Raw genomic sequence first — 22,955 nt, 5'->3', positions numbered from 1 at the left:
ATTTGATTAGCAACCTTACTGTTACCTGGGAGCGAGCAATACTCCCGGAATCGGGGTAATACTAGAACCGAGGTCCAGCAGAGGGCCTCGCCTCGAAACGTGGTCGAGGCGATGCCGTCTGCCCGGATGCTGTTCCGAGCTGTTGGTGTCGTCCCCGACAGTCATACAAGGAGCAGCAATGTCTGTTCAGGCCCTCGAACTCACCGACATGACCGCCGAGGAACTCCTCGCCGAGATGGTTCTGCCCGAGGTCTCCGAATACCGCGCCGAGCGCCTGCGCGAGCGGATCGTCGAGATGCACCGGCCACTCGCCATGGAGATCGCCCGCCGCTACCGCTACCGGGGCGAGCCGCTGGAGGACCTCCTCCAGGCCGCGTACGTCGGGCTGATGAAGGCCATCAACGGATTCGACCCCACCCTCGGCCACGCCTTCCGCGGCTACGCCGTGGTCACCATGACCGGTGAGGTCAAGCGTCACTTCCGTGACCGCACCTGGGCCATCCGGGTGCCCCGCGTCTACCAGGAGCGCAGGGCCGAGCTGAACCGGCTGGTCGCCGATCTCAGCCAGGACCTGGGCCGGTCGCCGACGATCGCCGAGCTCGCCGCGAAGATGAACATCTCCGAGGAGGACGTCCTGCTCACCCTCGACGCCTCGGCCGCCTACAGCGCCCTCTCGCTCGACGCGCCGCTCGGCGCCGACGACGACGCGGCCGCGCTGGGCGACGTCATCCCCGACGAGGACGACGCGCTGGGCGTCCTGGTGGACCGCGAGGCGGTCAAGCCGCTGATCGACAAGCTGCCGACGCGCGAGAAGAACATCCTCCTGCTGCGGTTCTTCGGCAACATGACCCAGGCGGAGATCGCAGCCGAGTTCGGGATCTCCCAGATGCACGTCTCCCGTATCCTGCGGAAGGTCCTGGACCAGCTCCGCGAGGAACTCGTCGCCGAATGCTGAATACACGGCCCCTCACCGGGCACCCCAGTCGGCGACGGCAGGAGTGGCATAGGGTGCGTTTGAATGATCCCCAGGCGCCGGGGAAGATGGCGCGGTGGGACAGGGGAGGCGGATCTCGCGTGAACGAGGACGGTGTTCGTCCGGCTCGCTTCCTGACGAGCGGCGACCGTTCCCGGCCCGTCCCCGCCGGAGCCGCCGTGGCGGAGATCGCCTTCTGCCTCCCCGACCTGCCCGACGTGCGCGACTTCGCCACCGTCCAGGCCGTGCGGAGCGGGATGTCGCAGGAGAGCCTGGCCGACTTCCTCGTGGCGGTCAACGAGGTCGCCACCAACGCCGTCACCCACGGCCATGCCACGGCCAAGGCCGTGCTGCGGATGTGGACCGTCGGCCGCACCCTCGTCGTGGAGATCCACGACGAGGGGCGGTGGTCCCCTGACGGGCCCCCGGGCGAGACGCCGCCCGCGCCCTATGCCACCAGCGGCATGGGGCTCTGGGTGGCCCGGATGATCAGTTCCGACATCAAGTTCGAGACCGGGGCGGCCGGGACGTTCATCACCATGTCTTTCAAAGTCTGAACCGGCTTTTCCCGACATAAGACCCTTATCGGTCCGAATCTGCTTTTTTGGGTACAAGCCGGTTTATGACAGCACCTGTCCGCATATTGATCGTTGGTGGCGGCTATGTCGGCATGTATGTCGCCCTGCGGCTCCAGCGCAAACTCCGGCGCGGCGAGGCCCGCATCACCGTCGTCAACATCGACTCATACATGACCTACCAGCCGTTCCTCCCGGAGGCGGCGGCGGGCAACGTCGAGGCCAGGCACGTCGTCGTGTCCCTGCGCCGGGTCCTGAACAAGTGCGAGATCCTCAACGGCTGGGTGGTCGGCATCGACCCCGTCGCCCGCACCGCCGACCTGCGCCCGTACGAGGGCCCCGGCCGCACCCTGTCCTACGACATCCTGGTCTTCGCGCCGGGCTCCATCTCCCGGACCCTGCCCATCCCGGGCCTGGCCGAGTGCGGCATCGGCTTCAAGAGCGTCGAGGAGGCCATCCACCTCCGCGACCACGTGCTCGCCCAGCTCGACCTGGCCGAGTCCACCACCGACAGTGTCGTCCGGTCCAGGGCGCTGACCTTCGTCTTCGTCGGCGCGGGCTTCGCCGGCGTCGAGGCGCTGGCCGAGCTGGAGGACATGGCCCGCGACGTCTGCCGCTACTACCCGACGGTGGACCCCGGCGACATGCGCTGGTTCCTGGTGGAGGCCACCGACCGCATCCTTCCCGAGGTCGGCCCCGAGATGGGCCGCTGGACGCTGGAGCAGCTCCGCGGGCGGGGGATCGACGTGCGCATCAACACCCGGCTGAGCTCCGCCGAGGAAGGGCACATCGTGCTCGACGACGGCACCGAGTTCGACACCGACACCCTGGTGTGGACCGCCGGGGTCAAGCCGAACCCCCTCGTCCACTCCAGCGGGCTCCCGCTGGACGGCAAGAGCCGGGTGAGGGCGACCGCGGAACTGGTCGTCGAGGGCTTCCCCGACGTCTTCACCGCGGGGGACTGCGCCGCCGTACCCGACCTCACCGAACCGGGGGAGATGTGCGCGCCCAACGCCCAGAACGCCGTACGGCAGGCCCGCCGGCTGGCCGACAACGTGGTGGCCACGCTCCGGGGCAGGGAGCGCAGGCCCTACCGGCACGCCTACGCCGGATCGGTGGCCACCCTGGGACTGCACCAGGGGGTCGCCCAGATCTACGGCCGAAAGCTCCGCGGCCTGCCCGCCTGGTTCATGCACCGGACCTACCACCTGTCGCGGGTCCCCACCGTGAACAAGAAGGTCCGGGTGATGACCGACTGGACCCTGGGGCTGTTCTTCCGCAGGGAGACCGTCTCGCTCGGCGCGATAACCCATCCCCGCCAGGAGTTCGAGCTCGCCGCCCGGACCGAGACCGGCGTCCCGGCGTCCCGCTGACCCGTCCCGGCCTCTCGGAGGGCCCGGAGGGGGCCTCTCCTTAAGGGGCCGGTCCTTAAGGGGCCGGCCGGGGTCTCTCTCAAGGGCCCGTCCGGGCCGCTCCGGCCGGAGGGGGCGCCGTCCGTGTGGACGGCGCCCCCTCCGCGCGTTCCCGTCCCGGCCGCGTCCCCGTCCGCTCCGCCGGGGCGATCGGCTCGGGCCGCGGGCCCTGGGACGGGCCCTCAGCGCCTGCGGCGCCAGCTGCCTCCATTCCCGCTCCGCACGCCCGCCGTACCGACTCCGGCCTGGTGCAGCGCGAGCAGGAGCAGGCCGAGGAGCAGGAAGGTCGTGCCGCTGATGCCGCCGATCCTGGTGTTGATCAGATCAAGGAGAAGGCCGAGGCCGAACACGACCGCGGCAGCGATTGCGAGCATGGGTCACCTCGTCCCGCTGGTCAGGGTCAGGAGCTGCTCCAGCGTCGCCCGGTAGTCGCGCAGGGCGGTACGGAGCTGCTCGGTGTCGTTGTGGTCGTTGTTCTTCCAGCGGCCCTGGAGCTCGGCGGTCCGGGCCTCCAGCGCGGTCCGCAGCGAGGTCGTGACCTCCCCGACGAGGGAGTCGGCGCGTTCCACCGAGTCGCGCGGGTCGTCGACGAAACCGGCCTGGACCTCCTGCCAGCGCCGCCGTACCTGTTCGGAGTCGTGATCGAAGAGGGGGCCGCCGGCGGCGTCGGCGCTGTGTGCGGCGTCAGCGGTGTGTGCGGCGTCAGCGGTGTGTGCGGCGTCCGGGGTGTGTGCGGCGTCGGCGGTGTGCCCGGTGTGCCCGGTGTCCGCCGGAGCGGGCCGGCCGGCGTGGGCCGCCGCCTGTCCGGGCGCCGGGAGGTCCGCGGGCCTGCCCGCGATCACCGTCGGCGTGTCGTCGTCGTCCAGGTCGCCGCGGCGGCCGTCGTCCAGGCCGTCGCGGCGATCCGGGAGCACCCCGCCGTGACGCGGCTCCTGAGAGCTGTGACGCGGTTCCTGGGTGGCGGGCATCCCGTCGGCGCGCTGGGGCGGGACGCTCAGATCGTCGTCATCGTGCTTGTGGACCAGGCGGTCTTCATGCCGGTCGTTCATTGTCGGATCACCGTCCTCGGGGGTCGTGGCGGCCGGTCCGCCCGTCGTCGTTGGTCGTCTCTCCCTCGCGCGGACCGGTGTGCCGCGCGGAGGGGCCGCCGTTGGCCGTGCCCTCGGGGGCCGAGAGCAGCTCCTCGAACAGGACGCGGTAGTGGACCATGGCCTGCCGGAGCTCCTCGGTGGAGGCCTCCTTGTGGGCGGCGCGGCTGCTGATCTCGTGAGCCTGCCGGTAGTGGCCGAGAGTGCGGCCGTGCGCCACCGAAAGATCGGACAGGCGCTGCTCGAAGTCATCGGTCGGATAGCCCCGCTCCGCCATCACGGAGGTCACCAGGTGATCGGCTTCGGTCACCGCGAAACCCGGAGCGTCCACGAACCGCTCCTGGACCTCCATCCACTTCTTGGCGTAGGCGTCACGTGTCCCGGAGTCGAGCGGTCGGATGTCGAGGGAGTTGACACGCTGCTCACGGGCGATGAGCTCCTGCTCGGCCTCGTGCCGTGTGTCGCGCTCCCGCAGGGTGCGTTCGTACTCGGGGCCGAATCGATCGCGGAGTCGGTGCCGGCGTCGCTGCTGCAGTACGGCGTAACCGACTGCGATGATCGCCACCACCGCGACCACGATGACGGCCACCCAGATCACGGTGGACATGGCTGCCTCCGGTCGTGTAAGCGGTTGTCCCCGTGCGCTGCCCTGGAGACAGGCCTCGAAACCGGCCGCCCATGTCGGCGCCCGCCGTCAAAAAATTTCTGAACCGGTGTTTCATCGAGCTTTGTCGGACGGCCGGCGGCTCCGGCGCGGTCCTTCCGTCCAGCGGCCCGGCGGTCGCGGTGATGCGCGCGCCCGCGCGGGTTCGGCCCGCACGGTTCGGCCTGTGCGGGTTCGGCCCGTACGGGTCCAGGCCGCACGGTTCGGCCCGTGCGGGTTCAGATCGCGCGGGTCCAGGCCGCGCGGTTCAGGTCGGGTGGGTTCGAACCGCGCAGGTTCAGGCCGGGTCCTGGTCCTCCGCGGGCTCCAGCGCCCTGCGGGCCGCGGCCAGGACCGTCTCGACGAGCGACCGCCCGGGAACGGCCGGGACCTCGTGGAACCCTCGGTCCGGCTGGTAGGCGACGTCCAGGCCCTCGGCCACCAGCCGGTCGGCCCAGCGCAGCGCGGTGTTGAGCTTCTCCGGGGGGATGGCGCGTCCCTGGGCCACGGACGACAGGTTGCGCAGGTTCGTGGCCGGGCCCGACTGGCTGTGTGAGCGGTCCAGCTTCCACGGGATCGCCCGGGAGTGGTCGAGCATCGGCTTGGAGAGCCCCGCGGCCCTCTTGGCCTGCAGGATTCCCGATTCGCTCACCCCGAACCGCGCGGCCAGCTCCGCGTTGGACAGCCCCTGCCGGACGAGCCGTCGCAGCTCGTCCTGGTCGATCAGCGCTCTGCGCCCCACCTGCACCCCGTCTCTCGCATGATCACATCCGCCCGCTGGACGCCTTGGCGTGCGCACGTCCAGCCGATCTGCGCTAAGGTTATGACGTCCCGCCCGAGAGGGCGCAGGACAACCGGGACGTAGCGCAGCTTGGTAGCGCACTTGACTGGGGGTCAAGGGGTCGCAGGTTCAAATCCTGTCGTCCCGACCAGGTTCTCACTGGTCGGCAAGGGTGTCACCCATACGGGGGACACCCTTTCTGCATTGTGGGGCACGGGCCGGGTGATCTCCGGGTTCTCGGCGAAGTGCAGCACCTGACCGGGTCTGGCCGCATGATCTGTGTCCACCGTCCCGCCCCGCGGGGCGGGTGAGCCCGCGCACCCTTCCGGACCGCCGTCCCGTGCCCGGGATGCCCTGTCCGCCCGAGTGGGCTGGACCAGCCGGCGTCAGGGGTGGGCCGGCCGGAGCGTGGCCGCCGGCTGGGTCGCCGGCACACCCTCCGGCGCCAACCGGACGCGCACCAGCCAACCGGACGCGCACCATGGGGCCGAGCGTTCCGGGGGTCTGATCACCCGGGCGGGGAGCCGTCGAATGACGGGTGAGGGCTTCCACGGGCACTCAGGGTAATGATTTAATCACTTGGTGTGACCATGGCAGTTGCTCCCCCAGAGAAGGACACCCCATGATCAGAACAGCACTGAAGGCCGGAGCCGCGGCGCTCGCCGCGGCCGCACTGCTCGCCGCGCCGGCCCTCTCGGCGCCCGTCCAGGCCGCGACCGTCGCCGCGACCAGCCGGATGCCTGCCGGCGATGACGTCTACCGTGACTGGTACACCAGCCACTCCAACTGCGTGACGGCCGGTCAGGGCGGGATCGACCGAGGCCACTGGGATCACTACACCTGTTCCGAAGGCGATTGGCTCTGGCACCTGTGGACCAACCGCTGAACGGCGCGGACCTCGTCGGCCGCAAGGCGCCCCCACCGCCCTGGTCAGGGTGGACGACGGAACGCCACCCGGCTGGATCTGCGTCGTAATGGAGCCCGGACCGCACGCCGGCGGTCCGGGCTCCGTCGTCAAGCTCCCGAACGGCAGATCAACCGTTTGCCGCCTGGCGGCCGGGGTCACGTTCGGGGGGACGCCGCCGTGTCGGGCTTGCGGACTCCGGTCGACTCGACGGTGAGCGCGGTGCCGGCGGCGTCGCGGGGCTGGAGTTCGGGCACGATCGCCCCGTGCCCGTCGACGAGCACCGAGTGCGGCTCGTGGGGGGCGAACAGGTGGCGTTCGCCCCACTGGCGCAGGGCGACGACCGTGGCGAACAGATTCCGTCCGGCCTCGGTCAGGACATACTCCTGCCGTCTGCCCGAGGGGGCCGTCCGGCGGGCCAGAATGCCGTGCTCGACGAGGCGGCGCAGGCGGACGCTGAGGATGTTGCGTGCCACGCCGAGGCGTTCCTGGAAGTCGGTGAACGCACGCGCGCCGTCCATCGCGTCGCGGACGATCAGCAGGGTCCACCGGTCGCCGATCAGGTCGACCGTGCGGGCCACCGGGCAGGTGGGGTCGGTCCACTGACCGCCCGAAGGGGTCGGGACGGGTTGCTCGCCGGTCATGCGCCACCTCCAAAGAGTTGCGATTTGAAACTATTATGTCCTACCTTCAATCAGTTGCATTTTGCTACCAATTGGAGGTCGGAATGGGGCAGGGACCAGGACGCGGGCACCGGACGCTGCTGGCCGTGGTGTGCGCGGTGGCGGTGTCGACCATCTACGCGGCCCAGCCCGTCCTGGAGCGGATGGGGGCCGACCTCGGGCTGACCCCGGGCGGACTGGGCTGGGTCGTCGGCGTCGGACAGCTCGGATATCTGGCCGGCCTGATCCTGCTCGTGCCACTGGGCGACCTGCTGGACCGGCGCCGGCTCATGGCCTGCCATCTCACCCTCACCGCGCTCGGCACCGGCCTGGTGGCCGTCACCGACCAGCCGGCGGCGGCGTTGGCCGGTCTGGCTGTGGCGGGCGTGTTCGCCGTGGTCGTGCAGATCGCCGTGGCCTATACCGCCGCCACCTCCGCCGCACCCGAGCGTGGGCGCAACATCGGCGTCGTCACCTCCGGGGTCGTGATCGGCATCCTGGGCGGCCGGGTGCTCGCGGGGCTCCTCGCCGACCTCGCCGGCTGGCGCGGCATCTACCTCACCCTCACGATCCTCTCCCTCGCGCTGGCGGCCGTCGTCCTCGTCGCGCTGCCCCCGGACGCCCGGAGGTCCCCGCGCGGCCGGGACGGCCGCCGCGGTGGCGCCCGGCGGTATGCGCGGGCGATCGGCGCCGTGGGGCGACTGACGGCGACGGACCGCCTGTTCCGGGGGAGGGCGCTGATCGCGTTCTTCCTGTTCGCCTCCTTCGGCACGCTCTGGAGCGGGATCGCGCTGCCGCTGTCGGCCGAGCGCTGGCAGCTGTCGACCACCCAGATCGGCCTGTTCGGCCTCGCGGGTCTGGCCGGAGCCCTCGGCGCCGCACGGGCGGGACGCTGGGCCGACCGCGGTCGCTCCGGCTCCGTGACCGGATGGTCCCTGGCCGCTCTGATCGCCTCGTGGGGGCTGACCGCCCTGACGGGTCATTCGCTGTGGCCGCTGGGCGCGGGCATCGTACTGCTCGACTTCGCCGTGCAAGCCGTGCACGTCACCAACCAGCAGCTCATCACCGCTGCCCACCCCGGCCGGACCAGCGGCACCATCGGCGCCTACATGGTCTTCTACTCCCTCGGCTCCAGTCTCGGCGCCGTGACCACCACCTGGGCCTACGAGGCCGCCGGGTGGACCGCCGCGAGTGTGCTCGGCGCCGGCTACGCCACCGCCGCCCTGGTGATCTGGGCGCTGCACCGGCGGCCTCACGGCGACATCGGTACGGGCGAGCTCGCCGCGACAGAGAACACGATGGCCACTCCATGAGGCCGTCGCCGTGGGGCCGCTCGTCCCGGCCTCCGCCGCGGGCCGGCCCAACCTGTCGCCGGGGAAGGCGGCCCAAGCCGGCAGTTCCGTAGCCGGTCACGAGGTGTCGGCGGTCAACGACGGCGACCAGGCCACCTACTGGGCGGCCGGCTCCGGCGCGTTCCCGAACACGCTGACCGGCAAGCTCGGCGCCAACGCCGTCGTCGGCTCGGTCGTGGTGAAACTCAACCCCGGCTCCTCGTGGGGCACCCGTACGCGGAACATCCAGGTCCTGGGCCGTGAGCAGAGCGCCACGACCTACCAGAGCCTGGTGTCGGCGGCCGACCACACCTTCAACCCGGCGGACAGCGTCAACCTCTACCTCGGCGGCACCTTGGCCGGCGCTTGAGAGACGGCCGGCCATATGGCGTGCTCCCGGTTGGAACCCCACCGTGGAGCACGCCCGTAGCCGGCCGGGTCACTCCGGTGGGTCCCGCTGGTCGGCGGTATGAGCCTGCTCACTCACAAGAACGTGGGCATGCGGGGAAATCGGCCGGAAATCCCTTGATGTAATTCTCCGCCATAAGAAGATCGCCGACTCGGGCCGCCGACGGGCCGGAGGGTGATCTCTTTGGATGGCATTTGAGATGGTTTATACCTTATATGGCTATTTACCGCATATATGAGGGTATCCCCCGCTTGCGCCCATGAGTGCCCTTCTGTAGCGAGGCAAATACTCTGTTATTTGCCGGAAAGGAGCAGTCATGTTTGGTAAATGCTCACTCATCATCGGGCCGGCACTCGCCGCCTCCCTCGCGTTCCCTCTGGGCTTCGCCGCGGAGGCCCTGGCCGCCCCGTCCCGAGCGAATCCAGAGGTGGCAGCCCCGTCGGAGCCGCAGGACCCGTGCGAGGAGAAGGGGCATGGCTGCCAGCCGGGCATCACTCAGGGCCAGCTCGACGGCCATCGCTGCATCGATCCCAACCCGGGTGGTCACGGAGACTCGGGCCTGCCGGACTTCGAGTACGGCTACTACATAGGTTATGAACAAGGCTGGAATCACGAGGGGTGCGACGAGAGAGGGCAGTGGACGGACGACAACGGCGACGGTGAGGACAACGGAAACGGCGAAGACAACGGCAACGGCGACGGAAATGGCAATGGAAACGGCAACGGCTGGTAGCCGCTGATTTCGAAAGCCCGGGGTCGCGGCGGCTCGGAGACCGGACTTGGACCGCGACACGGCGCCCTGCCGATACTCGGTCGCATGGTCAACACGGGTACTGCACTCCGCAGGATCTCCGCCGTGCCGGCGGGTGCGCTGCTGGCGCCGCTCCACGCCGCGCGCGCCTGGCCGTGGGACTCCGACCTGACGCCCCGGCGGACCGCCCGCCGTACGGCACGGCCCGGGGACGCCGGCGGAGCCCCCCCCCGGGCGGTCAGGGGTTCTGCCAGCGCCCGGCCAGGCTGACGAGGTCCGGGGCGCTGAGGTGCGGGGCGGTCATCGCGCCCGGGTAGGGCGTGCCGTGCCGGTCCAGCCATGCTCCGACGAGCCCGGCCCGTTGCGCGCCCTCGATGTCCCACGGGTGCACGGCGACCAGGACGGCCTGGTCAGGAGGGACTCCGGCGCGGCCGACCGCGTACAGGTAGGCGGCCGCGGCGGGTTTCCACACCCGGGGGCCGTGCACGTCCAGCCGCTCCTCCACCAGGTCGAGGAGCCCCTCCCGCGCCAGCAGGCGCTCGGTCGCCGACGCGGCGCCGTTGGTCATGGTGAACATCCGTATCCCCGCCTCACGGAGCATCCGCATCCCGTCCGGGACGTCCGGATGCACCTTCAGCCCGGCCAGCCCGTCCAGCACGTGCGCGGCCGCGCCGTCCGGGTCGCCGTGCCAGCCGGGCGTGGCGGCGAGCAGCTCCTTGAGCACATCGGCGGCGACCTGGGCGAAATCGGCGTAACCGCCTGCCGCGGCCAGCGCGAACCCGTCGCGCAGCACGCCCGCGAACCAGGTGGGCATCAGATGCCCGGGCGCCCCCACCTCCTCGAAGCGGGCACGCATCGGCGCCATGTCGCTGAGCGTCTCGTTGACGTCGAAGATCACAATCTGGGGGACCGCGCTCATGTCACTCCTCCCGGATCGGTCCGCTGCCGCGTCGCCCCGGGATCACTCCATGTCGTCCGGCGACTGCGCTCTGCGTGGCAGCCAGTCATGTTGCCTGCCGGCGTCGGGGTCTCCCTCGGGCTGGGCGTCGGGCGACTGCGCGAGCGGTGCCGGCCACTCCGATTCCTCGATCGGGAGGTCGTCGGCGGAGCGCCCGTCCTCAACGCTCACCGGCTGGTCCGGGGTGGACGTGTCGTCATGGATCATTGCTCCTCCTTCGGCGCCGCGCTCCCGCCCGTGCCCCGTCATGGAGGAGCGCGCGAGCCGGGCGTGCTCGACGCCGGCCCCGCCGGGCGGGGCGGTCGGGCTCCGGTGAGATCGCGGAGCTGCCGGCCCGATCCTGGTGCTTCCTACCCTGTAAGTATGCGCCGATTCTTGAAGGTCATGGTTGTCCGGGCGCCGCGGGCCGCGGCCCCTCCGGCGGCGTGCGGACAGGCAACCGCCCGACAGGGGTGACCAGCTCACCGGTGTGCGGGCAGAACCACGCCGCCTGGCCGCGCTCCGCCCTGGCCAGCAGGGGGTGCGAATCAGGGTGCGCCGGGCAGTGCGGCCACACCGCGGGCAGGCCCGCCGCCCACAACGCCTCCACCGCCCACTCCTGCACCTGGTCGGCGAGCCGGGCCACCTGCTCGGCCGGATCCTCGCCGAGCACCACGGAGACCTCCTGCCCGCTGCCGTCGGGGCCGTAGAACCAGGCGCAGGCCAGCCCCTCCCAGCGGCCCGGGTCGGCGTGTGCCTCACGGATGTCGGGGGGTACGGCGCAGCCCGTGCGCAGGTCCCGGCAGATCGGTTCCAGCGCGGCCAGAAGTTCCGCGTGCATCGCACCATCGTAGAGCGGGGGAGGGCGACGGCCCGGGGAACGGGGAGATCCGGCCCCGGCGCCCGCGTTCACAGCGCCGCCCAGTCGATGGCGAGCCGCCGGGCGTCCGCGGGGTCGACCCGGACCGGCACCCTGCGGCCCGGCAGCACCGCGCCGGCCGGCAGCCTGGGCAGCGTCTGGCGATGGTCGACGACGTAGGGCTCGGCGGTGCCCGTCCGGACCTCCAGCCGGAACTGCGCGACCGGGGAGTCGTTGACGGTCATGCCCGTGTCGGCCATCGCCAGGATGTCCGCCTCGGCGGGCAGGCCGCCGGTCAGCAGGCCGTCCTCACCGGTCAGGACGCCGATGGAGGACAGGAGCCCGCCGGGGGAGCCTCCGCCGGGGACGGCCTGCACGGAACGCTCCCACATCCGGTCGAAGTAGGCGTGGAACAGCACCGTCGCGGCGCCGATCTCCAGCAGGAGCCCGACGACGAAGAGCGGCACCGCCCAGGCCGGCAGGTGGAGATCGGTGGCCGGGATGACGGCCATGCCGTACAGGCCGGCCAGTGTCATCGCCGTGCCGGTGCTCACGCCGGCCCAGCCCAGTGCTCTCATCATCCTCGCCTCTCGGGATCGTCGGGCGATCGACGGCGCCGTCCGGCGGGGGTGCGCGGCGGCGGCGATCGGCGGGCCGATTGTCGGCGGGGCCGCTTGACCGGCGCTTGCGGGACGGTTGCCCGCACCTCCTCCCCGCGGGGGCGTACGGCGGCGGCCCCGGGGCGGCGCGACCGTACGGCGGACGGGATCCCCCGCCGGACCCGGTCCCGCCCGCCCGGGGCGGGCAGGAGACCGGCCGCCCGGCGCGGCCGTCGTCAGCGGGGGCGCAGCAGCGACACGATCGACCTGAGCTCCGGCTCCTTCGCCTCCTGACCCGGCGTGGCCGCGTAGGCCCAGATCAGGTGGCGAACCTCCGGATAGGTGCCCTCCAAGACCAGGCGCAGCGCCTGCAGGTCCAGCTCCTGGTCCCTGGCCGTGCCCCGTTCGACGTGCTGGCGCAGATGCTCGTGCGCGGTCTGGATGGTGAAGGTCTCGACGTAGAGGGTCGGCTCCTCCATGTCCTCGAAGAGGCTCCACATCGTCGCCCCGGTGCGCCGCCGTGCCCGGCCGATCTCCTGCATCACCTGCAGGAACGCCTCGGCGTTCGCCGGGCCGACGCGCCATTCGACCACCACCAGCAGCGGTCCCCTGCCGTGCTCCAGGTCGCTGGGCGGCTCGGGGTAGTGGCGCACCTGGCGCATGTCGAAGCGCGCCGTCGGCAGCGGCACCCGCAGTACGCCGATCGGCGTGCTCAGGATCAGCACGGCGGCCGGGACCAGGAAGGCCGCCCGCAGGGACAGGCTCTCGGCCACCAGCCCCCACACCAGCGCCCCCACCGCCTGCCCGCCCATGAACACCAGCTGGTAGTAGGCCAGCGACCGCGCGCGCGCCCACTCCGGCAGCAGGAGCTGGGCCGCGGCGTTCAGCGTCGACAGGACGGCGATCCAGGCCAGGCCGGCCGCCACCAGGGCGGCGATGACGACCGGCACGGCCTCGACCGTGCTGATGACGACCATCGCCAGGGCGTAGCAGATCGTCGAACCGGCCACGACCGTGTTGGGCCCCATCCGTCCGCGGGCCACGGGGAGGGCGAACGCGCCCGCGACGGCGCCGGCGCCGACCCCGGCCAGCAGCACGCCGTAGCCTCCGGCGCCGAGACCGAGCGGGCCGCGGGCGAGGGCGGGCAGCAGGGCCCACATCCCGCTGGCGCAGAAGGTGAACGTCACCGAGCACCACAGGACCGCGGCGAACTCCGGGGCGCTGCGGACATAGCGCGCGCCCGCGCGGATCGCGTCGCGGATGTGCTCGGCGCCCAGGGGGCGGTGGTCGGGTGGCCGCTTCCAGACGTACAGCACCAGCATGACGCCGAGGAAGGACAGCGCGTTGAGGGCGAACGTCGCCTCCGGCCCCGCGACGGAGATGAGCACACCGCCGAGCGCGGGCCCGACGGCCCGTGCCACGTTGCCGTTGGCGCCGTTGAGCAGCGCGGCCTGTGGGATCTCGTCCAGGCTGACGAGCTCCGGCTGGATGGCCTGGAAGGTGGGCACGGCGAATGCCTGTCCGACGGCCATCAAACCGGTCAGGGTGAGCAGGAGCGGCCGCGTCACGGCGTCGGCGGCGGTGAGCACCGCGAGGGCGGCCGCGCCGGCGAAAGTGAGCACCTGGCTGACCAGCAGCAGGCGTCGCCGGTCGAGGATGTCGCCCAGCGCTCCGGCCGGGACGACGAGCAGGAAGACCGGGAGCGCGGTGGCGGTCTGCACCAGGGCGATGTCCAGCGCGTCGCCGCCCAGGTCGCCCATGAGCCACTGCGCGCCGACGGTCTGCATCCACGTGCCCGTGTTGGCCACGAGCTGGGCGATCCACAGCGCGCGGAACAGTCGGCGGCGCAGGGGCGCCCACATCGCCTTCGTCGGTGGGACGCCCCTTGGCTGCTGCAGTGGCGGCCGGCTCATCTCTGGCGCTCCCCGGTTCGCTCGGTCCTGGTTCGGAGGCTCCCCTTCGCGCGGTCCCGGCTCCGGAGGCTCCCCTCGGTCCTCTGCGCTCCCCCCGGTTCTCCGCCTCCCCCGCCCGTTCCCTCCGGGTCCCCCTACGCGCTCCGGTCCCAGACGGACGCGCGCGGCGAGATGAGTTCGAGCTGTGCCAGCAGGTGCTCGGCCGTCGCGGCGGCGCGGGCGCGCAGGGCCGGGGTGCGGGCGTTGATCCGCTCGGTGTGCGCGGGCCGCTCGTCCCACACCCTGTCGACCTCCGCCAGCAGCGGGCCGGCGGCCTCCCTGACGACGCCGCTGAGGGCCGGCGCTCCCAGCTGTTGGGCGAAGTCGAACACCTTCCCGGCGTAGGGCAGCGGCAGCAACGGCACCCCCTGCAGCGCGGCGAAGATCAGGAAGTGCAGCCGCATGCCGACCACGAGGTCCAGGTGCCGTGTCAGGCCGAGGATCTGGCGGGGCCGGTAGTTTCCGTGCAGCACGCGGCAGCGGTCGGCGGCGTTCATGTGGGACAGCACCGCGTGGGAGTGCCGTATGTCGTCCCGCTCCATCGGGACGAAGACGATGTAGGCGTCGAGCCGGCGGACCAGGAAGTCTCCCACGTGGGCGAGCAACTCGTGGTAGCCCTGCACGTCCAGGTGCTCGGCGGCGCGGCCGGGCTCGCGCACGCTCATGCCGACCAGCCGGACCCGCTCGGGCACCCCCTCGGAGCGGAGCAGGTCATGGCCGAACTCCTCCTGTTCGAGCAGGAGCGCCGGGTCGGCGGTGACCGTGATCGCGCTCATCACCCCGGTCTCCTCCAGCACCAGCCGGGACTCCTCGTCGCGGACGGTGATCGTGGTGCTGTCGTTGAGCGTCTCCCGCACCAGCATGCAGTCCAGGCGGTCGGTGAGCGGCCCGGCGCCCAGCGCGTAGGTGAAGACCGGGACGTTCTGCTCGTGGGCCAGCCGGGCGAGCCGCAGGTAGCGGCGGGCCTCGGTGTCGTAGAGGATGCCGCCGCCGCCGAGGACCAGTACGTCCAGGCGGCTCACGATCTGTGAGGCCGGTTCGCGGCTGATCCCCTCCCAGCCGACCACCTCGATCCCCTGATGGTGGACGCGGGTGTGCTCGGGGGTCCGGGAGAACACCACCGTCAAGGCGTCGGGGCGTCCTTTCCGGATGCTGTCGAGAATGCTGGTGAGGATGGCCTCGTCCCCTACGTTGCGGCCACCGTAGGAGCCCAGGAGCCCGATGGTCGGCCCGCGCGGTTTGCTCATATTCGCCCCTTTTTTCCGTTTTCGGATATTTTGTACCCGTAGGGCGTTCGGCGTATCCCACCCCGGGCCGGTCCGGTCGTCGGCGTCCCCGGCACCGGGCGGTCAGGGGGTGACGCGGAGCACGAGCTCGCCCCTGGTGCGCAGGACGTCGAGGGAGCGGGTGCCGGTGGAGTCGTGGTCGTCGCCGACCAGGTCGACGACCACGTCCACGTCGTGGACGGCCTCCTCGAACGGGGTGGCGGTGTAGTCGACGAGCTCGTCGGCTCCCAGCTCGCGCAGCCACCCGTGCTTGGCCTCGCGGGCGGTGCCGATCACGTACGCCCCCAGGCGCTTGGCGATCTGGACGGTGAAATGGCCCACCCCGCCCGCGGCCGCGTGGACGAGGACGCGCCGGCCGGGCCCGACGCCGGCGGTGTCCGTCAGGATCTGCCAGGCGGTCAGGGCGGCCACCCGCACCGGGTGCAGCACCTCCGGGCCGCCGAAGGTGTCCTGGCTGATCGCGCGCATGAGAGCCACGATGTTCTCCCCTGCCTGTTGTGGCCTTGTCCCGCCGGTCACGGGTTCCGCCGGTCACGGCGTCCCGGCGGCCGGCCTCCGGACGCGTGACGGCCGCCGGGACCTCCCTCCCGCCGGGGAGCGCCGAGGCCGGCGCGGGAAGAGCGGCCCGTGTCCATGACATGCGCCGTGGGGCGGCATGACAAACACGGCGGACGGGCGGACGGCTCCCGCCGGACGGCGGGCGGGGACGCTCGGGAACGGTAGTAACTTCGACCCATGCGACTGGGTGTTCTAGACATTGGTTCCAATACGGTGCATCTGTTGGTGATGGACGCCCATCGGGGGGCTCGGCCGCTGCCCGCGTACTCCCACAAGGAGGAGCTGAGGCTCGCCGAGCACATGGAGGAGGGCCACCGGCTCTCCGAGCGGGGCGCCGCGCGGCTGCGGGAGTTCGTCGAGAAGGCCGTGCGGCTCGCCGAGGACAAGGGGGTCGAGGACCTCATGGCCTTCGCGACCTCGGCGGTCAGGGAGGCGGTCAACGGTGAAGAGGTGCTCGAAGGGATCAAGGCCGGTTCCGGGGCGGACATCGAGGTGCTGTCCGGCCAGGACGAGGCGAGGCTGACGTTCCTGGCCGTGCGGCGGTGGTTCGGATGGTCGTCGGGGCGGCTGCTGGTGCTGGACATCGGCGGAGGATCGCTGGAGATCGCCTCGGGGATCGACGAGCAGCCGGACGTGGCGGTGTCGCTGCCGCTGGGGGCCGGGCGGCTCACCCGTGACTGGTTCACCGCCGACCCGCCCCCGGCCGACGAGGCGCGGGCGCTGCGCAGGCACGTGCGGGCTGAGATCGCCCGCACGGTGGGCGAGGTGGCGCGGTACGGCCGGGCCGACCACGCGGTGGCGACGTCCAAGACGTTCAGGCAGCTCGCCAGGATCGCCGGGGCGGCGCCCTCACAGGAGGGCTCGGACGTCCGCCGGGTGCTCAGGCACGCCGACCTGATCGAGTGGGCCGACCGGCTGGCCAAGATGGACGTGCGGGAGCGGGCGGAGCTGCCCGGGGTCTCGGACGGGCGGGCCCCGCAGCTGCCGGCCGGGGCGATCGTCGCCGACGCCACGATGGACCTGTTCGGAGTGGGGGAGCTGGAGGTGTGCCCGTGGGCGCTGCGCGAGGGGGTCATCCTGCGGCGCCTGGACGCCATGCCGGAAAGCTAGGTTTACCTCCCCTTTAACCGGTAAGAGCGCATTGCTATGAGAAGCGCTCAGGTGGAAGGCGCCGCGCGCAGAGCGGCGAACAGTCAGACGTTGGACAGGCTGGCCCGGCTCGGACTGGCCTGCCGCGGCGTCCTCTACGGGCTGATCGGGTTCCTGGCCCTGCAGATCGCCTTCGGCGGCGGGAGCGGAGGCAAGGAGGCCGACAAGACCGGCGCGGTCGAGATGGTGGCCGAGCAGCCGTTCGGCACCGTGCTGCTCTGGCTGATGGTCCTCGGCTTCGCCGCGCTGACCGTCTGGCAGTTCTCGGAGGCGGTCATCGGCCGCGGCGAGGCCAAGAAGCGGGTCGAGGCGGCGGCGCACACGGCGGTGTACGCGCTGATCGTGGCGACGCTGCTCAGCCTGCTGCTGCGGGGCGACGCGGGCAGCTCGACCGACAAGAGCTCCAAGGACCTCACCGCCAAGCTGATGGACCTGCCCGGCGGGCAGGTCATCGTCGGCCTCGTCGGGCTGGGCCTGATCGCCCTGGGGGCCTACTGGATCCACAAGGGCTGGAAGAAGAGGTTCCTGGAGGACCTGCGCACCGGCGAGATGCCCCCGAAGGCGCGCGAGCTCGCCGAGAAGCTCGGCATGGCCGGATACCTCGCCCGTGGCGTGATCGCCGCGGTCGCCGGGGTCTTCGTCATCCAGGCGGCGCTCACCTACGATCCCGACAAGGCCAAGGGCGTCGACTCGACGCTGCGCGCGCTGGCCGACACCCCCGCCGGGCCGTGGCTGCTCGGCGTCATCGCCATCGGCCTGCTGCTGTTCGCGGCCTACTGTTTCTTCCAGGCGCGCTGGCACCGGCTGTGACGGATGGGATCGCACGGGGCGGCAGGTGCGGGCACGCAGGCCCGGGCCCGGCTGGCAAGCCCGACCTGCCTATCCGGTAAGTGACCCCATTCATACTTTTGTGAGACATCTACCTTTCCGAGCCCCGCGTCCTCCAGAGGCGCGGACAGCATCGGAGGGGGCCGGATGGACTCGTGGGAGCATGACGGCAGCGAATGGATCCTCCGCCTGGCGGGCTCCGCCGACCAGGTGGCACGGGCCCGGCGGCTGGTCTCGACGACCTTGGGCCGGGACCATCCGCTCCACGACGACTGCGTGCTGCTGACCAGTGAGATCGCCACCAACGCGGTGCTCCACTCCCGATCGGGGGACGGCGGGGCCTTCACCGTCACCGTCGCCTGCTCGCCGGAGGCGGTGCGGGTCCGCATCCAGGACGAGGGCTCGCCGAACGCCCCCTGCGGGTGTCACGCCCCGGCCGACGCCACCGGCGGCCGGGGCCTGCCCCTGCTGGAGGCGCTGTCGCACCGCTGGGGCCTGGTCCGGGAGGCGGGCACCAACATGGTCTGGTTCGAGCTCGTGCTGGAGAAGGCCGCGGTGCCGGCGGGCCGGCTGGCCGGCGCCCGATGAGGACCGGGCCCCGCCCGGGGCGCCCGCCGCCCGGGCGTCCGCGGTCCGGGGCGTCCCCGCCCGGGGCGAGAGTCCGCGCGCCCCGGGCTCAGACCAGCAGCCGGCACAGTCCCTCGGCGAGGGCCTTGGTGGTCAGCCGGGTCCGGCTCTCGCAGCCGAGCTTGGCGAAGATGTGCTCCAGGTGGGTGGTGACGGTGCGGACGCTCAGCACCAGGGCAGCGGCGATCTGCGGGTTGGAGTCGCCGAGCGCGACCCGCGTGATCACCTCGATCTCCCGGCCCGTCAGCTCGTACGGCAGGGCGCACGCGCGCTCGGCGACCACCGCGCCCTGGATGGCGCCGTGCGGCCCGACCCCGGCGCGCAGCAGCCGCACCTCCCGCCACCGCCCGGTCCCGTCGAGCCAGAGCCCGCGCCTGTTGAGCTCGCGGGAGTCGATGAACTCCCTGGCCAGCTCCGCCATGGCCGGCTCGGCGGCGACGGCCTCCGAGGCAGGGGCGCCGGCGACGTCCCTGCGGGTGCCGCTGCGGTCGAAGGCCGCCGCGTGGAAGCCCGGCGGCAGGCCGACGGGGTCGATCACGCAGCGGCTCAGGTCGGTGACGTGCGCCAGGGTGGGGGAGACGGCGCTGATCAGCGTGCTGGTCTCGGCGGAGAACGCCTCGGGGTCGCGGGCGTTCAGATGGAGCAGGCCGGTGTAGCGGCCCTCGGCCAGGAACAGCGGGGTGGTCAGCCCGGCCCGCCAGCCGTACGGCTCCAGATGGCGCCGGAAGTAGCGCTCGGTCCCCGGGGCGCCCATGGTCAGCGGCACCCGGGAGTCCATGGCCCGGCGGTAGGAGTCGAGCCGGACATACTCCTCGGCGGCGTCGCCGTCCACCCGCGCGTAGCCGTCGGAGACCAGGCTGCGGTGCCGCCCGGTCGCCGGGTCGTAGGCGACGAACTCGTAGGCCTCCAGCGCGATGACCTCGCGCAGGGCGCGCATCGCGGCGCAGGCGCCACCGCGCCCGGCGACCTGGAAGCCCACCTCGGTGAACGCATGGAGGTGGCGCGGGCTCAGGGTGATCTGGTCCATGGTCTCCTCCGTGCACAGGGTGCCCCAAGCCGACCGGGGTAGGGAATACGTAAATTATCCGATGCCGTGCCTTGCAACCGTCTTTACCCTCTCCTCGCAACACCCCCTGGAGGAACACAGTGACGGTCTTGACGAGGACGCGGGGCTCCGCCCTCCTCCTGGCGACGATGCTCGCGGTGAGCGCGTGCGGCGGATCCCCGGCCCCGGGCGCCGGTGGGCAGCAGGGCGCGAAGGAGTTCTCCGTCGGGCTGACGGAGCCGGACCACCTCACCCCCGGCAACACCTCCAGCAGCTACTCGATCACCGTGCTGCAGGCGCTGTTCGACCTGCCGGTGTTCATCGACGCCAAGGGACAGCCGCAGATGCGGGCCGCCGAGTCGGTGACCAGCGAGGACCAGAAGGTCTGGACGATCAAGCTCAAGCCGGGGCAGAAGTTCCACAACGGCGAGCCGGTGACCGCCGAGAGCTTCGCCGACGCGTGGAACGCCGCGGCCTACGGTCCCAACGCGTGGACCAACAACTACTACTTCGAGAACATCGAGGGCTACGACAAGCTGAACCCCGAGACCCCCGAGGGCTCGGAGGAGGCGCCCAAGCCCACGACCGACAAGCTGAGCGGGCTGAAGGTCGTGGACGCCACCACCCTCGAGGTGACGCTGACCGCGCCGTTCAGCCAGTTCCCGATCACGCTGGCCTACACCGGCTTCGCCCCGATGCCGAAGGCCGCCTTCGCCGACCTCAAGGCCTACGACGCCAAGCCGATCGGCAACGGCCCCTTCGCGCTGGACGGCGACTGGGTGCACAACCAGAAGATCAGGGTGAAGAAGTTCGACGGCTACGCCGGGCCCCGTCCCGCCAAGTCCGCCGCGGTCAACTTCAAGATCTACGAGAGCCGTGACACCGCCTACGTGGACCTGCGGGCCGGCAAGGTGGACCTGATCCAGACGATCCCGCCGGCGAGCACGTCGGAGGCCAAGCGGCTGCTGGGCGACCGGTTCGTGCCCACGCCGAGCGGGACCATGGACTACTTGGGCTTCCCGGTCTACGACAAGCGCTTCCAGAGCGCCGACCTGCGCAAGGCCGTCTCGATGGCCATCGACCGCCAGGCGATCGTGGACGCGGTCTTCAACGGCGCCTTCAAGCCGATGGGCTCGCTGGTGGCGCCCCTGGTGCCGGGCTACCGGGAGAACGCCTGCGGCGAGCCGTGCGTCTTCGACAAGGCGAAGGCCAAGGCGCTGTTCGACAAGGCCGGCGGGTTCAGCGGCACGATGAACCTCTACTTCTCCAACGCCGACCCCAGCTACGAGCAGTGGATGACCGCGGTGGCCAACCAGCTCAAGGACAACCTCGGGATCGCCGACATCCAGTTCCGCAAGATCCCGGCGGCCGACTACCTGTCGACGCTCCGCGCGCACAAGCAGGACGGGCCGTACCGCAACAACTGGGTGATGGACTACCCGAGCCCGCAGAACTACCTGCAGCCGATGTGGGGCGAGGGCAACCGGATGGGCTGGGAGAGCAAGGAGTTCAACGACCTGCTCGACCAGGCCAACTCCGCCGCCAGCATGGAGGCCAGCATCCCGCTCTATCAGAAGGCCGAGGACCTGGCGCTCAGCGAGATGCCGATGGCCCCGCTGTGGAACTGGCAGGACCAGGCCGGATACTCCGACAAGATCGGTGACGTCCAGATCGACGCCTACAGCCCGAACCTCGACACGATCACGGTGAAGTAGTTGATCAACGAGGCACACGTGACCCCGGGGCGCGCCGCCCCGGGGTCTCCCCGTGGGGCGGGGACGTGAAATACGCGGTCCAGCGGCTGCTCCAGGCCGTCCCGGTCTTCTTCGTCACCACGTTCCTGATCTACGCGATGGTCTTCGCCCTGCCGGGCGACCCGATCGTGGCGCTGGCGGGGGACAAGCCCCTGCCCGACGAGGTCCTCCACACGCTCCGGGAGCGCTACCACCTCAACGACCCGCTGATCGTCCAGTACGGCATCTACATGCTGAACGCCGTCCAGGGCGACCTGGGGGAGACCTTCACCGGGCAGCCGGTCAGCGAGCTGCTCCAGGGACGCTGGGCGGTGACCGCCCAGCTCGCCGTCACCGCCTGGATCTTCGAGCTGGTGGTCGGCATCGGCCTCGGCGTGATCGCCGGGCTGCGCCGCGGCGGGATCGCCGACACCGCGGTGCTGGCCGGGACCACCTTCGTCATCGCGGTCCCGGTCTTCGTCGTCGGCTACACCGCGCAGATCATGCTGGGCCTGAACCTCGCGCTGTTCCCGACCGCGGGCGTGGACGAGGGATGGCCGGTCAGTTACCTGCTGCCCGGCATGGTGCTGGGCTCCTTCGGCCTGGCCTACGTGGCGCGGCTGACCCGTACCAGCCTGATCGAGAACATGCGGGCCGACTACGTCCGCACGGCCCGCGCCAAGGGGCTGCGCCGCAGGCGGGTGATCGGCAGGCACGCGCTGCGCAACTCGCTGATCCCGGTGGTCACCTTCCTCGGGGTGGACTTCGGCAACCTGATGGCCGGCGCGGTGGTCACCGAGGGCATCTTCAACCTGCCGGGCATCGGCCAGCAGGTCTTCCAGTCCATCCAGCTCCAGGAGGGCCCCGTCGTCGTGGGCATCGTCACCGTGCTCGTGATGATCTTCATCCTGGTCAACCTGCTCGTCGACCTCCTGTACGGCGTGCTGGACCCGAGGATCCGTCGTGGTTGAGATGCAGGTCGCAGAGGCCGAGACCGTCAAGAGCCGGCCCGGCTCCCTCTGGTACGACGCCTGGCTGGAGCTGCGCCACCGGGTGATCTTCTGGTTCTCGATGGTGATCCTCGTGGTCGCCGTCGCGATGGCCCTCTTCCCCGGCCTGTTCACCAGCTTCGGTCCCAACCAGGGCTGCAACCTGCGGATGTCGAAGAAGGGCCCGGGCGGCGCGGTGTTCGGCTACGACCTGCAGGGCTGCGAATACTGGTCGCAGATCGTGCACGGCACCCGGGCCTCCGTCCTGATCGGTATCGCGGTGACGGTCTTCGCCCTGCTCATCTCGGTCGTGCTCGGCCTGCTCGCCGGCTACTACGGCGGCTGGATGGACGCCTTCATCTCCCGTCTCACGGACGTGTTCTTCGGCATCCCGTTCGTCCTGGGGGCGACCGTGATCCTGATCGCCTTCCCCGACCACGGCGTCTGGGCGATGACCCTGGTGCTGGTCGTGCTGGGCTGGACCACGATGACCCGTCTCATGCGCGCCCAGGTGATCGCGGTCCGCGACATGGACTTCGTGGCCGCCGCCCGGATGCTCGGGGCGGGCGACGGTCGGATCATGTTCAAGCACATCCTGCCCAACGCGATCGCCCCGGTCTTCGTGGTGGCCATGCTCAACGTGGGCAACGTCATCGCCGGCGAGGCCACCCTCGACTACCTGGGCGTCGGCCTGCAGTATCCCGAGGTCTCCTGGGGTCTACAGCTCAACGTCGCCCAGGCCTACTTCGCCGAATACCCCCACCTGCTCGTCTTCCCGTCGCTGTTCCTCACCGCGACGGTGCTCAGCTTCCTGCTCCTGGGCGACGTCGTCCGCGACGCCCTGGACCCCAAGCTGCGCTAGGG

At 71.2% G+C, this 22,955-nt stretch carries 26 protein-coding genes and 1 tRNA gene; 14 read left to right on the top strand and 13 right to left on the bottom strand.

The features are described 5' to 3' along the window. Positions 1–178 precede the first annotated feature (178 nt). The 3 genes from ACZ6R6_RS33475 (at position 179) to ACZ6R6_RS33465 (ending at position 2,921) form a co-directional block, all read left to right on the top strand. Positions 179–955: a SigB/SigF/SigG family RNA polymerase sigma factor gene (locus ACZ6R6_RS33475; protein WP_306858050.1), complete on the top strand. Its 777-nt coding sequence runs from the start codon at positions 179–181 to the stop codon at positions 953–955. Between the two features lie 119 nt (positions 956–1,074). Further along, on the top strand, positions 1,075–1,530 hold the full coding sequence (locus ACZ6R6_RS33470) for an ATP-binding protein (RefSeq protein ID WP_470100160.1): 456 nt from the start codon (positions 1,075–1,077) through the stop codon (positions 1,528–1,530). 65 nt (positions 1,531–1,595) lie between these two features. Continuing rightward, positions 1,596–2,921: an NAD(P)/FAD-dependent oxidoreductase gene (locus ACZ6R6_RS33465; RefSeq protein WP_470100158.1), complete on the top strand. Its 1,326-nt coding sequence runs from the start codon at positions 1,596–1,598 to the stop codon at positions 2,919–2,921. A 221-nt stretch (positions 2,922–3,142) separates the two neighbouring features. On the opposite strand, the gene ACZ6R6_RS33460 is transcribed toward ACZ6R6_RS33465, so the two are convergent. The 4 genes from ACZ6R6_RS33460 to ACZ6R6_RS33445 all read right to left on the bottom strand — a co-directional run bounded on the left by ACZ6R6_RS33460 (position 3,143) and on the right by ACZ6R6_RS33445 (position 5,433). Beyond that, positions 3,143–3,334, bottom strand: a complete 192-nt coding sequence (locus ACZ6R6_RS33460; RefSeq protein WP_306858056.1) for a hypothetical protein — start codon at positions 3,332–3,334, stop codon at positions 3,143–3,145. 3 nt (positions 3,335–3,337) lie between these two features. Next, positions 3,338–4,009 (bottom strand): hypothetical protein, encoded by a 672-nt coding sequence (locus tag ACZ6R6_RS33455; RefSeq protein ID WP_470100156.1) that lies wholly within the window; start codon positions 4,007–4,009, stop codon positions 3,338–3,340. Positions 4,010–4,016: 7 nt separating this feature from the next. Next, entirely contained in the window at positions 4,017–4,655 is a 639-nt protein-coding gene (locus ACZ6R6_RS33450) for a hypothetical protein (RefSeq protein ID WP_470100154.1), read from the bottom strand. 334 nt (positions 4,656–4,989) lie between these two features. Continuing rightward, complete coding sequence (locus ACZ6R6_RS33445) at positions 4,990–5,433, bottom strand: hypothetical protein (protein WP_470100152.1); 444 nt, start codon at positions 5,431–5,433, stop codon at positions 4,990–4,992. A 113-nt stretch (positions 5,434–5,546) separates the two neighbouring features. On the opposite strand from ACZ6R6_RS33445, the gene ACZ6R6_RS33440 reads away from it, so the two are divergent. Together ACZ6R6_RS33440 and ACZ6R6_RS33435 are read left to right on the top strand one after the other, a co-directional pair. After that, positions 5,547–5,623, top strand: a tRNA-Pro gene (locus tag ACZ6R6_RS33440). 471 nt (positions 5,624–6,094) lie between these two features. Continuing rightward, on the top strand, positions 6,095–6,358 hold the full coding sequence (locus ACZ6R6_RS33435; RefSeq protein ID WP_470100150.1) for a hypothetical protein: 264 nt from the start codon (positions 6,095–6,097) through the stop codon (positions 6,356–6,358). A gap of 176 nt (positions 6,359–6,534) precedes the next feature. Here ACZ6R6_RS33435 and ACZ6R6_RS33430 read toward each other — a convergent pair whose 3' ends face one another. Beyond that, positions 6,535–7,020, bottom strand: a complete 486-nt coding sequence (locus ACZ6R6_RS33430) for a winged helix-turn-helix transcriptional regulator (RefSeq protein ID WP_470100148.1) — start codon at positions 7,018–7,020, stop codon at positions 6,535–6,537. An 83-nt stretch (positions 7,021–7,103) separates the two neighbouring features. On the opposite strand from ACZ6R6_RS33430, the gene ACZ6R6_RS33425 reads away from it, so the two are divergent. The 3 genes from ACZ6R6_RS33425 (at position 7,104) to ACZ6R6_RS33415 (ending at position 9,511) form a co-directional block, all read left to right on the top strand. Next, positions 7,104–8,351, top strand: coding sequence for an MFS transporter (locus ACZ6R6_RS33425; protein ID WP_470100146.1), 1,248 nt, complete (start codon positions 7,104–7,106; stop codon positions 8,349–8,351). A gap of 10 nt (positions 8,352–8,361) precedes the next feature. Continuing rightward, positions 8,362–8,739, top strand: coding sequence for a galactose-binding domain-containing protein (locus ACZ6R6_RS33420; protein WP_470100144.1), 378 nt, complete (start codon positions 8,362–8,364; stop codon positions 8,737–8,739). 355 nt (positions 8,740–9,094) lie between these two features. After that, positions 9,095–9,511 (top strand): hypothetical protein, encoded by a 417-nt coding sequence (locus ACZ6R6_RS33415; RefSeq protein ID WP_470100142.1) that lies wholly within the window; start codon positions 9,095–9,097, stop codon positions 9,509–9,511. Positions 9,512–9,767: 256 nt separating this feature from the next. Here the strand turns inward: ACZ6R6_RS33415 and ACZ6R6_RS33410 are convergent, their stop codons facing one another. From ACZ6R6_RS33410 to ACZ6R6_RS33380, 7 genes are all read right to left on the bottom strand, one after another. Next, the gene (locus ACZ6R6_RS33410; protein ID WP_470100140.1) at positions 9,768–10,448 is read right to left on the bottom strand and encodes a haloacid dehalogenase type II; all 681 of its coding nucleotides are present in this window, start codon (positions 10,446–10,448) and stop codon (positions 9,768–9,770) included. A gap of 42 nt (positions 10,449–10,490) precedes the next feature. Beyond that, positions 10,491–10,694: a hypothetical protein gene (locus ACZ6R6_RS33405; RefSeq protein ID WP_470100138.1), complete on the bottom strand. Its 204-nt coding sequence runs from the start codon at positions 10,692–10,694 to the stop codon at positions 10,491–10,493. 175 nt (positions 10,695–10,869) lie between these two features. Further along, on the bottom strand, positions 10,870–11,307 hold the full coding sequence (locus ACZ6R6_RS33400) for a hypothetical protein (protein WP_470100136.1): 438 nt from the start codon (positions 11,305–11,307) through the stop codon (positions 10,870–10,872). Positions 11,308–11,375: 68 nt separating this feature from the next. Then, the gene (locus ACZ6R6_RS33395; protein WP_470100134.1) at positions 11,376–11,906 is read right to left on the bottom strand and encodes a hypothetical protein; all 531 of its coding nucleotides are present in this window, start codon (positions 11,904–11,906) and stop codon (positions 11,376–11,378) included. 254 nt (positions 11,907–12,160) lie between these two features. Further along, positions 12,161–13,837, bottom strand: a complete 1,677-nt coding sequence (locus ACZ6R6_RS33390; protein WP_470100132.1) for an MFS transporter — start codon at positions 13,835–13,837, stop codon at positions 12,161–12,163. A 134-nt stretch (positions 13,838–13,971) separates the two neighbouring features. Beyond that, the gene (locus ACZ6R6_RS33385) at positions 13,972–15,123 is read right to left on the bottom strand and encodes a polysaccharide pyruvyl transferase family protein (RefSeq protein WP_470100130.1); all 1,152 of its coding nucleotides are present in this window, start codon (positions 15,121–15,123) and stop codon (positions 13,972–13,974) included. 102 nt (positions 15,124–15,225) lie between these two features. Beyond that, a complete protein-coding gene (locus ACZ6R6_RS33380; RefSeq protein ID WP_470100185.1) occupies positions 15,226–15,630 on the bottom strand; it encodes a zinc-binding dehydrogenase in 405 nt (134 codons plus the stop codon). A gap of 303 nt (positions 15,631–15,933) precedes the next feature. On the opposite strand from ACZ6R6_RS33380, the gene ACZ6R6_RS33375 reads away from it, so the two are divergent. The 3 genes from ACZ6R6_RS33375 (at position 15,934) to ACZ6R6_RS33365 (ending at position 18,285) form a co-directional block, all read left to right on the top strand. Then, on the top strand, positions 15,934–16,830 hold the full coding sequence (locus ACZ6R6_RS33375) for a Ppx/GppA family phosphatase (RefSeq protein WP_470100128.1): 897 nt from the start codon (positions 15,934–15,936) through the stop codon (positions 16,828–16,830). Between the two features lie 90 nt (positions 16,831–16,920). Then, entirely contained in the window at positions 16,921–17,679 is a 759-nt protein-coding gene (locus ACZ6R6_RS33370) for a DUF1206 domain-containing protein (protein WP_470100126.1), read from the top strand. Positions 17,680–17,844: 165 nt separating this feature from the next. After that, a complete protein-coding gene (locus ACZ6R6_RS33365) occupies positions 17,845–18,285 on the top strand; it encodes an ATP-binding protein (protein WP_470100124.1) in 441 nt (146 codons plus the stop codon). A gap of 88 nt (positions 18,286–18,373) precedes the next feature. On the opposite strand, the gene ACZ6R6_RS33360 is transcribed toward ACZ6R6_RS33365, so the two are convergent. Further along, on the bottom strand, positions 18,374–19,351 hold the full coding sequence (locus ACZ6R6_RS33360) for a helix-turn-helix transcriptional regulator (protein ID WP_470100122.1): 978 nt from the start codon (positions 19,349–19,351) through the stop codon (positions 18,374–18,376). Positions 19,352–19,479: 128 nt separating this feature from the next. Here ACZ6R6_RS33360 and ACZ6R6_RS33355 point away from each other — a divergent pair, with 128 nt between their 5' ends. The 3 genes from ACZ6R6_RS33355 to ACZ6R6_RS33345 all read left to right on the top strand — a co-directional run bounded on the left by ACZ6R6_RS33355 (position 19,480) and on the right by ACZ6R6_RS33345 (position 22,953). Next, complete coding sequence (locus tag ACZ6R6_RS33355) at positions 19,480–21,084, top strand: peptide ABC transporter substrate-binding protein (RefSeq protein ID WP_470100120.1); 1,605 nt, start codon at positions 19,480–19,482, stop codon at positions 21,082–21,084. 65 nt (positions 21,085–21,149) lie between these two features. Continuing rightward, a complete protein-coding gene (locus ACZ6R6_RS33350; protein WP_306858079.1) occupies positions 21,150–22,073 on the top strand; it encodes an ABC transporter permease in 924 nt (307 codons plus the stop codon). A gap of 1 nt (position 22,074) precedes the next feature. Then, the gene (locus ACZ6R6_RS33345) at positions 22,075–22,953 is read left to right on the top strand and encodes an ABC transporter permease (protein WP_470100183.1); all 879 of its coding nucleotides are present in this window, start codon (positions 22,075–22,077) and stop codon (positions 22,951–22,953) included. Positions 22,954–22,955: the final 2 nt, after the last annotated feature.

The sequence above is a fragment of the Streptosporangium sp. NPDC048886 genome (genome assembly GCF_055586905.1).
Note: the sequence above shows the minus strand (reverse complement) of the source record. Positions and strands in the feature narration are given on the sequence as shown.

Bases quoted from the DNA above. Each gene is read 5' to 3' on its own strand.
- ACZ6R6_RS33475 (WP_306858050.1), top strand. From the start codon at position 179: ATGTCTGTTCAGGCCCTCGAACTCACCGACATGACCGCCGAGGAACTC.
- ACZ6R6_RS33465 (WP_470100158.1), top strand. From the start codon at position 1,596: ATGACAGCACCTGTCCGCATATTGATCGTTGGTGGCGGCTATGTCGGC.
- ACZ6R6_RS33460 (WP_306858056.1), bottom strand. From the start codon at position 3,334: ATGCTCGCAATCGCTGCCGCGGTCGTGTTCGGCCTCGGCCTTCTCCTT.
- ACZ6R6_RS33455 (WP_470100156.1), bottom strand. From the start codon at position 4,009: ATGAACGACCGGCATGAAGACCGCCTGGTCCACAAGCACGATGACGAC.
- ACZ6R6_RS33450 (WP_470100154.1), bottom strand. From the start codon at position 4,655: ATGTCCACCGTGATCTGGGTGGCCGTCATCGTGGTCGCGGTGGTGGCG.
- ACZ6R6_RS33435 (WP_470100150.1), top strand. From the start codon at position 6,095: ATGATCAGAACAGCACTGAAGGCCGGAGCCGCGGCGCTCGCCGCGGCC.
- ACZ6R6_RS33430 (WP_470100148.1), bottom strand. From the start codon at position 7,020: ATGACCGGCGAGCAACCCGTCCCGACCCCTTCGGGCGGTCAGTGGACC.
- ACZ6R6_RS33425 (WP_470100146.1), top strand. From the start codon at position 7,104: ATGGGGCAGGGACCAGGACGCGGGCACCGGACGCTGCTGGCCGTGGTG.
- ACZ6R6_RS33415 (WP_470100142.1), top strand. From the start codon at position 9,095: ATGTTTGGTAAATGCTCACTCATCATCGGGCCGGCACTCGCCGCCTCC.
- ACZ6R6_RS33410 (WP_470100140.1), bottom strand. From the start codon at position 10,448: ATGAGCGCGGTCCCCCAGATTGTGATCTTCGACGTCAACGAGACGCTC.
- ACZ6R6_RS33405 (WP_470100138.1), bottom strand. From the start codon at position 10,694: ATGATCCATGACGACACGTCCACCCCGGACCAGCCGGTGAGCGTTGAG.
- ACZ6R6_RS33400 (WP_470100136.1), bottom strand. From the start codon at position 11,307: ATGCACGCGGAACTTCTGGCCGCGCTGGAACCGATCTGCCGGGACCTG.
- ACZ6R6_RS33395 (WP_470100134.1), bottom strand. From the start codon at position 11,906: ATGATGAGAGCACTGGGCTGGGCCGGCGTGAGCACCGGCACGGCGATG.
- ACZ6R6_RS33390 (WP_470100132.1), bottom strand. From the start codon at position 13,837: ATGAGCCGGCCGCCACTGCAGCAGCCAAGGGGCGTCCCACCGACGAAG.
- ACZ6R6_RS33385 (WP_470100130.1), bottom strand. From the start codon at position 15,123: ATGAGCAAACCGCGCGGGCCGACCATCGGGCTCCTGGGCTCCTACGGT.
- ACZ6R6_RS33380 (WP_470100185.1), bottom strand. From the start codon at position 15,630: ATGCGCGCGATCAGCCAGGACACCTTCGGCGGCCCGGAGGTGCTGCAC.
- ACZ6R6_RS33365 (WP_470100124.1), top strand. From the start codon at position 17,845: ATGGACTCGTGGGAGCATGACGGCAGCGAATGGATCCTCCGCCTGGCG.
- ACZ6R6_RS33360 (WP_470100122.1), bottom strand. From the start codon at position 19,351: ATGGACCAGATCACCCTGAGCCCGCGCCACCTCCATGCGTTCACCGAG.
- ACZ6R6_RS33345 (WP_470100183.1), top strand. From the start codon at position 22,075: ATGCAGGTCGCAGAGGCCGAGACCGTCAAGAGCCGGCCCGGCTCCCTC.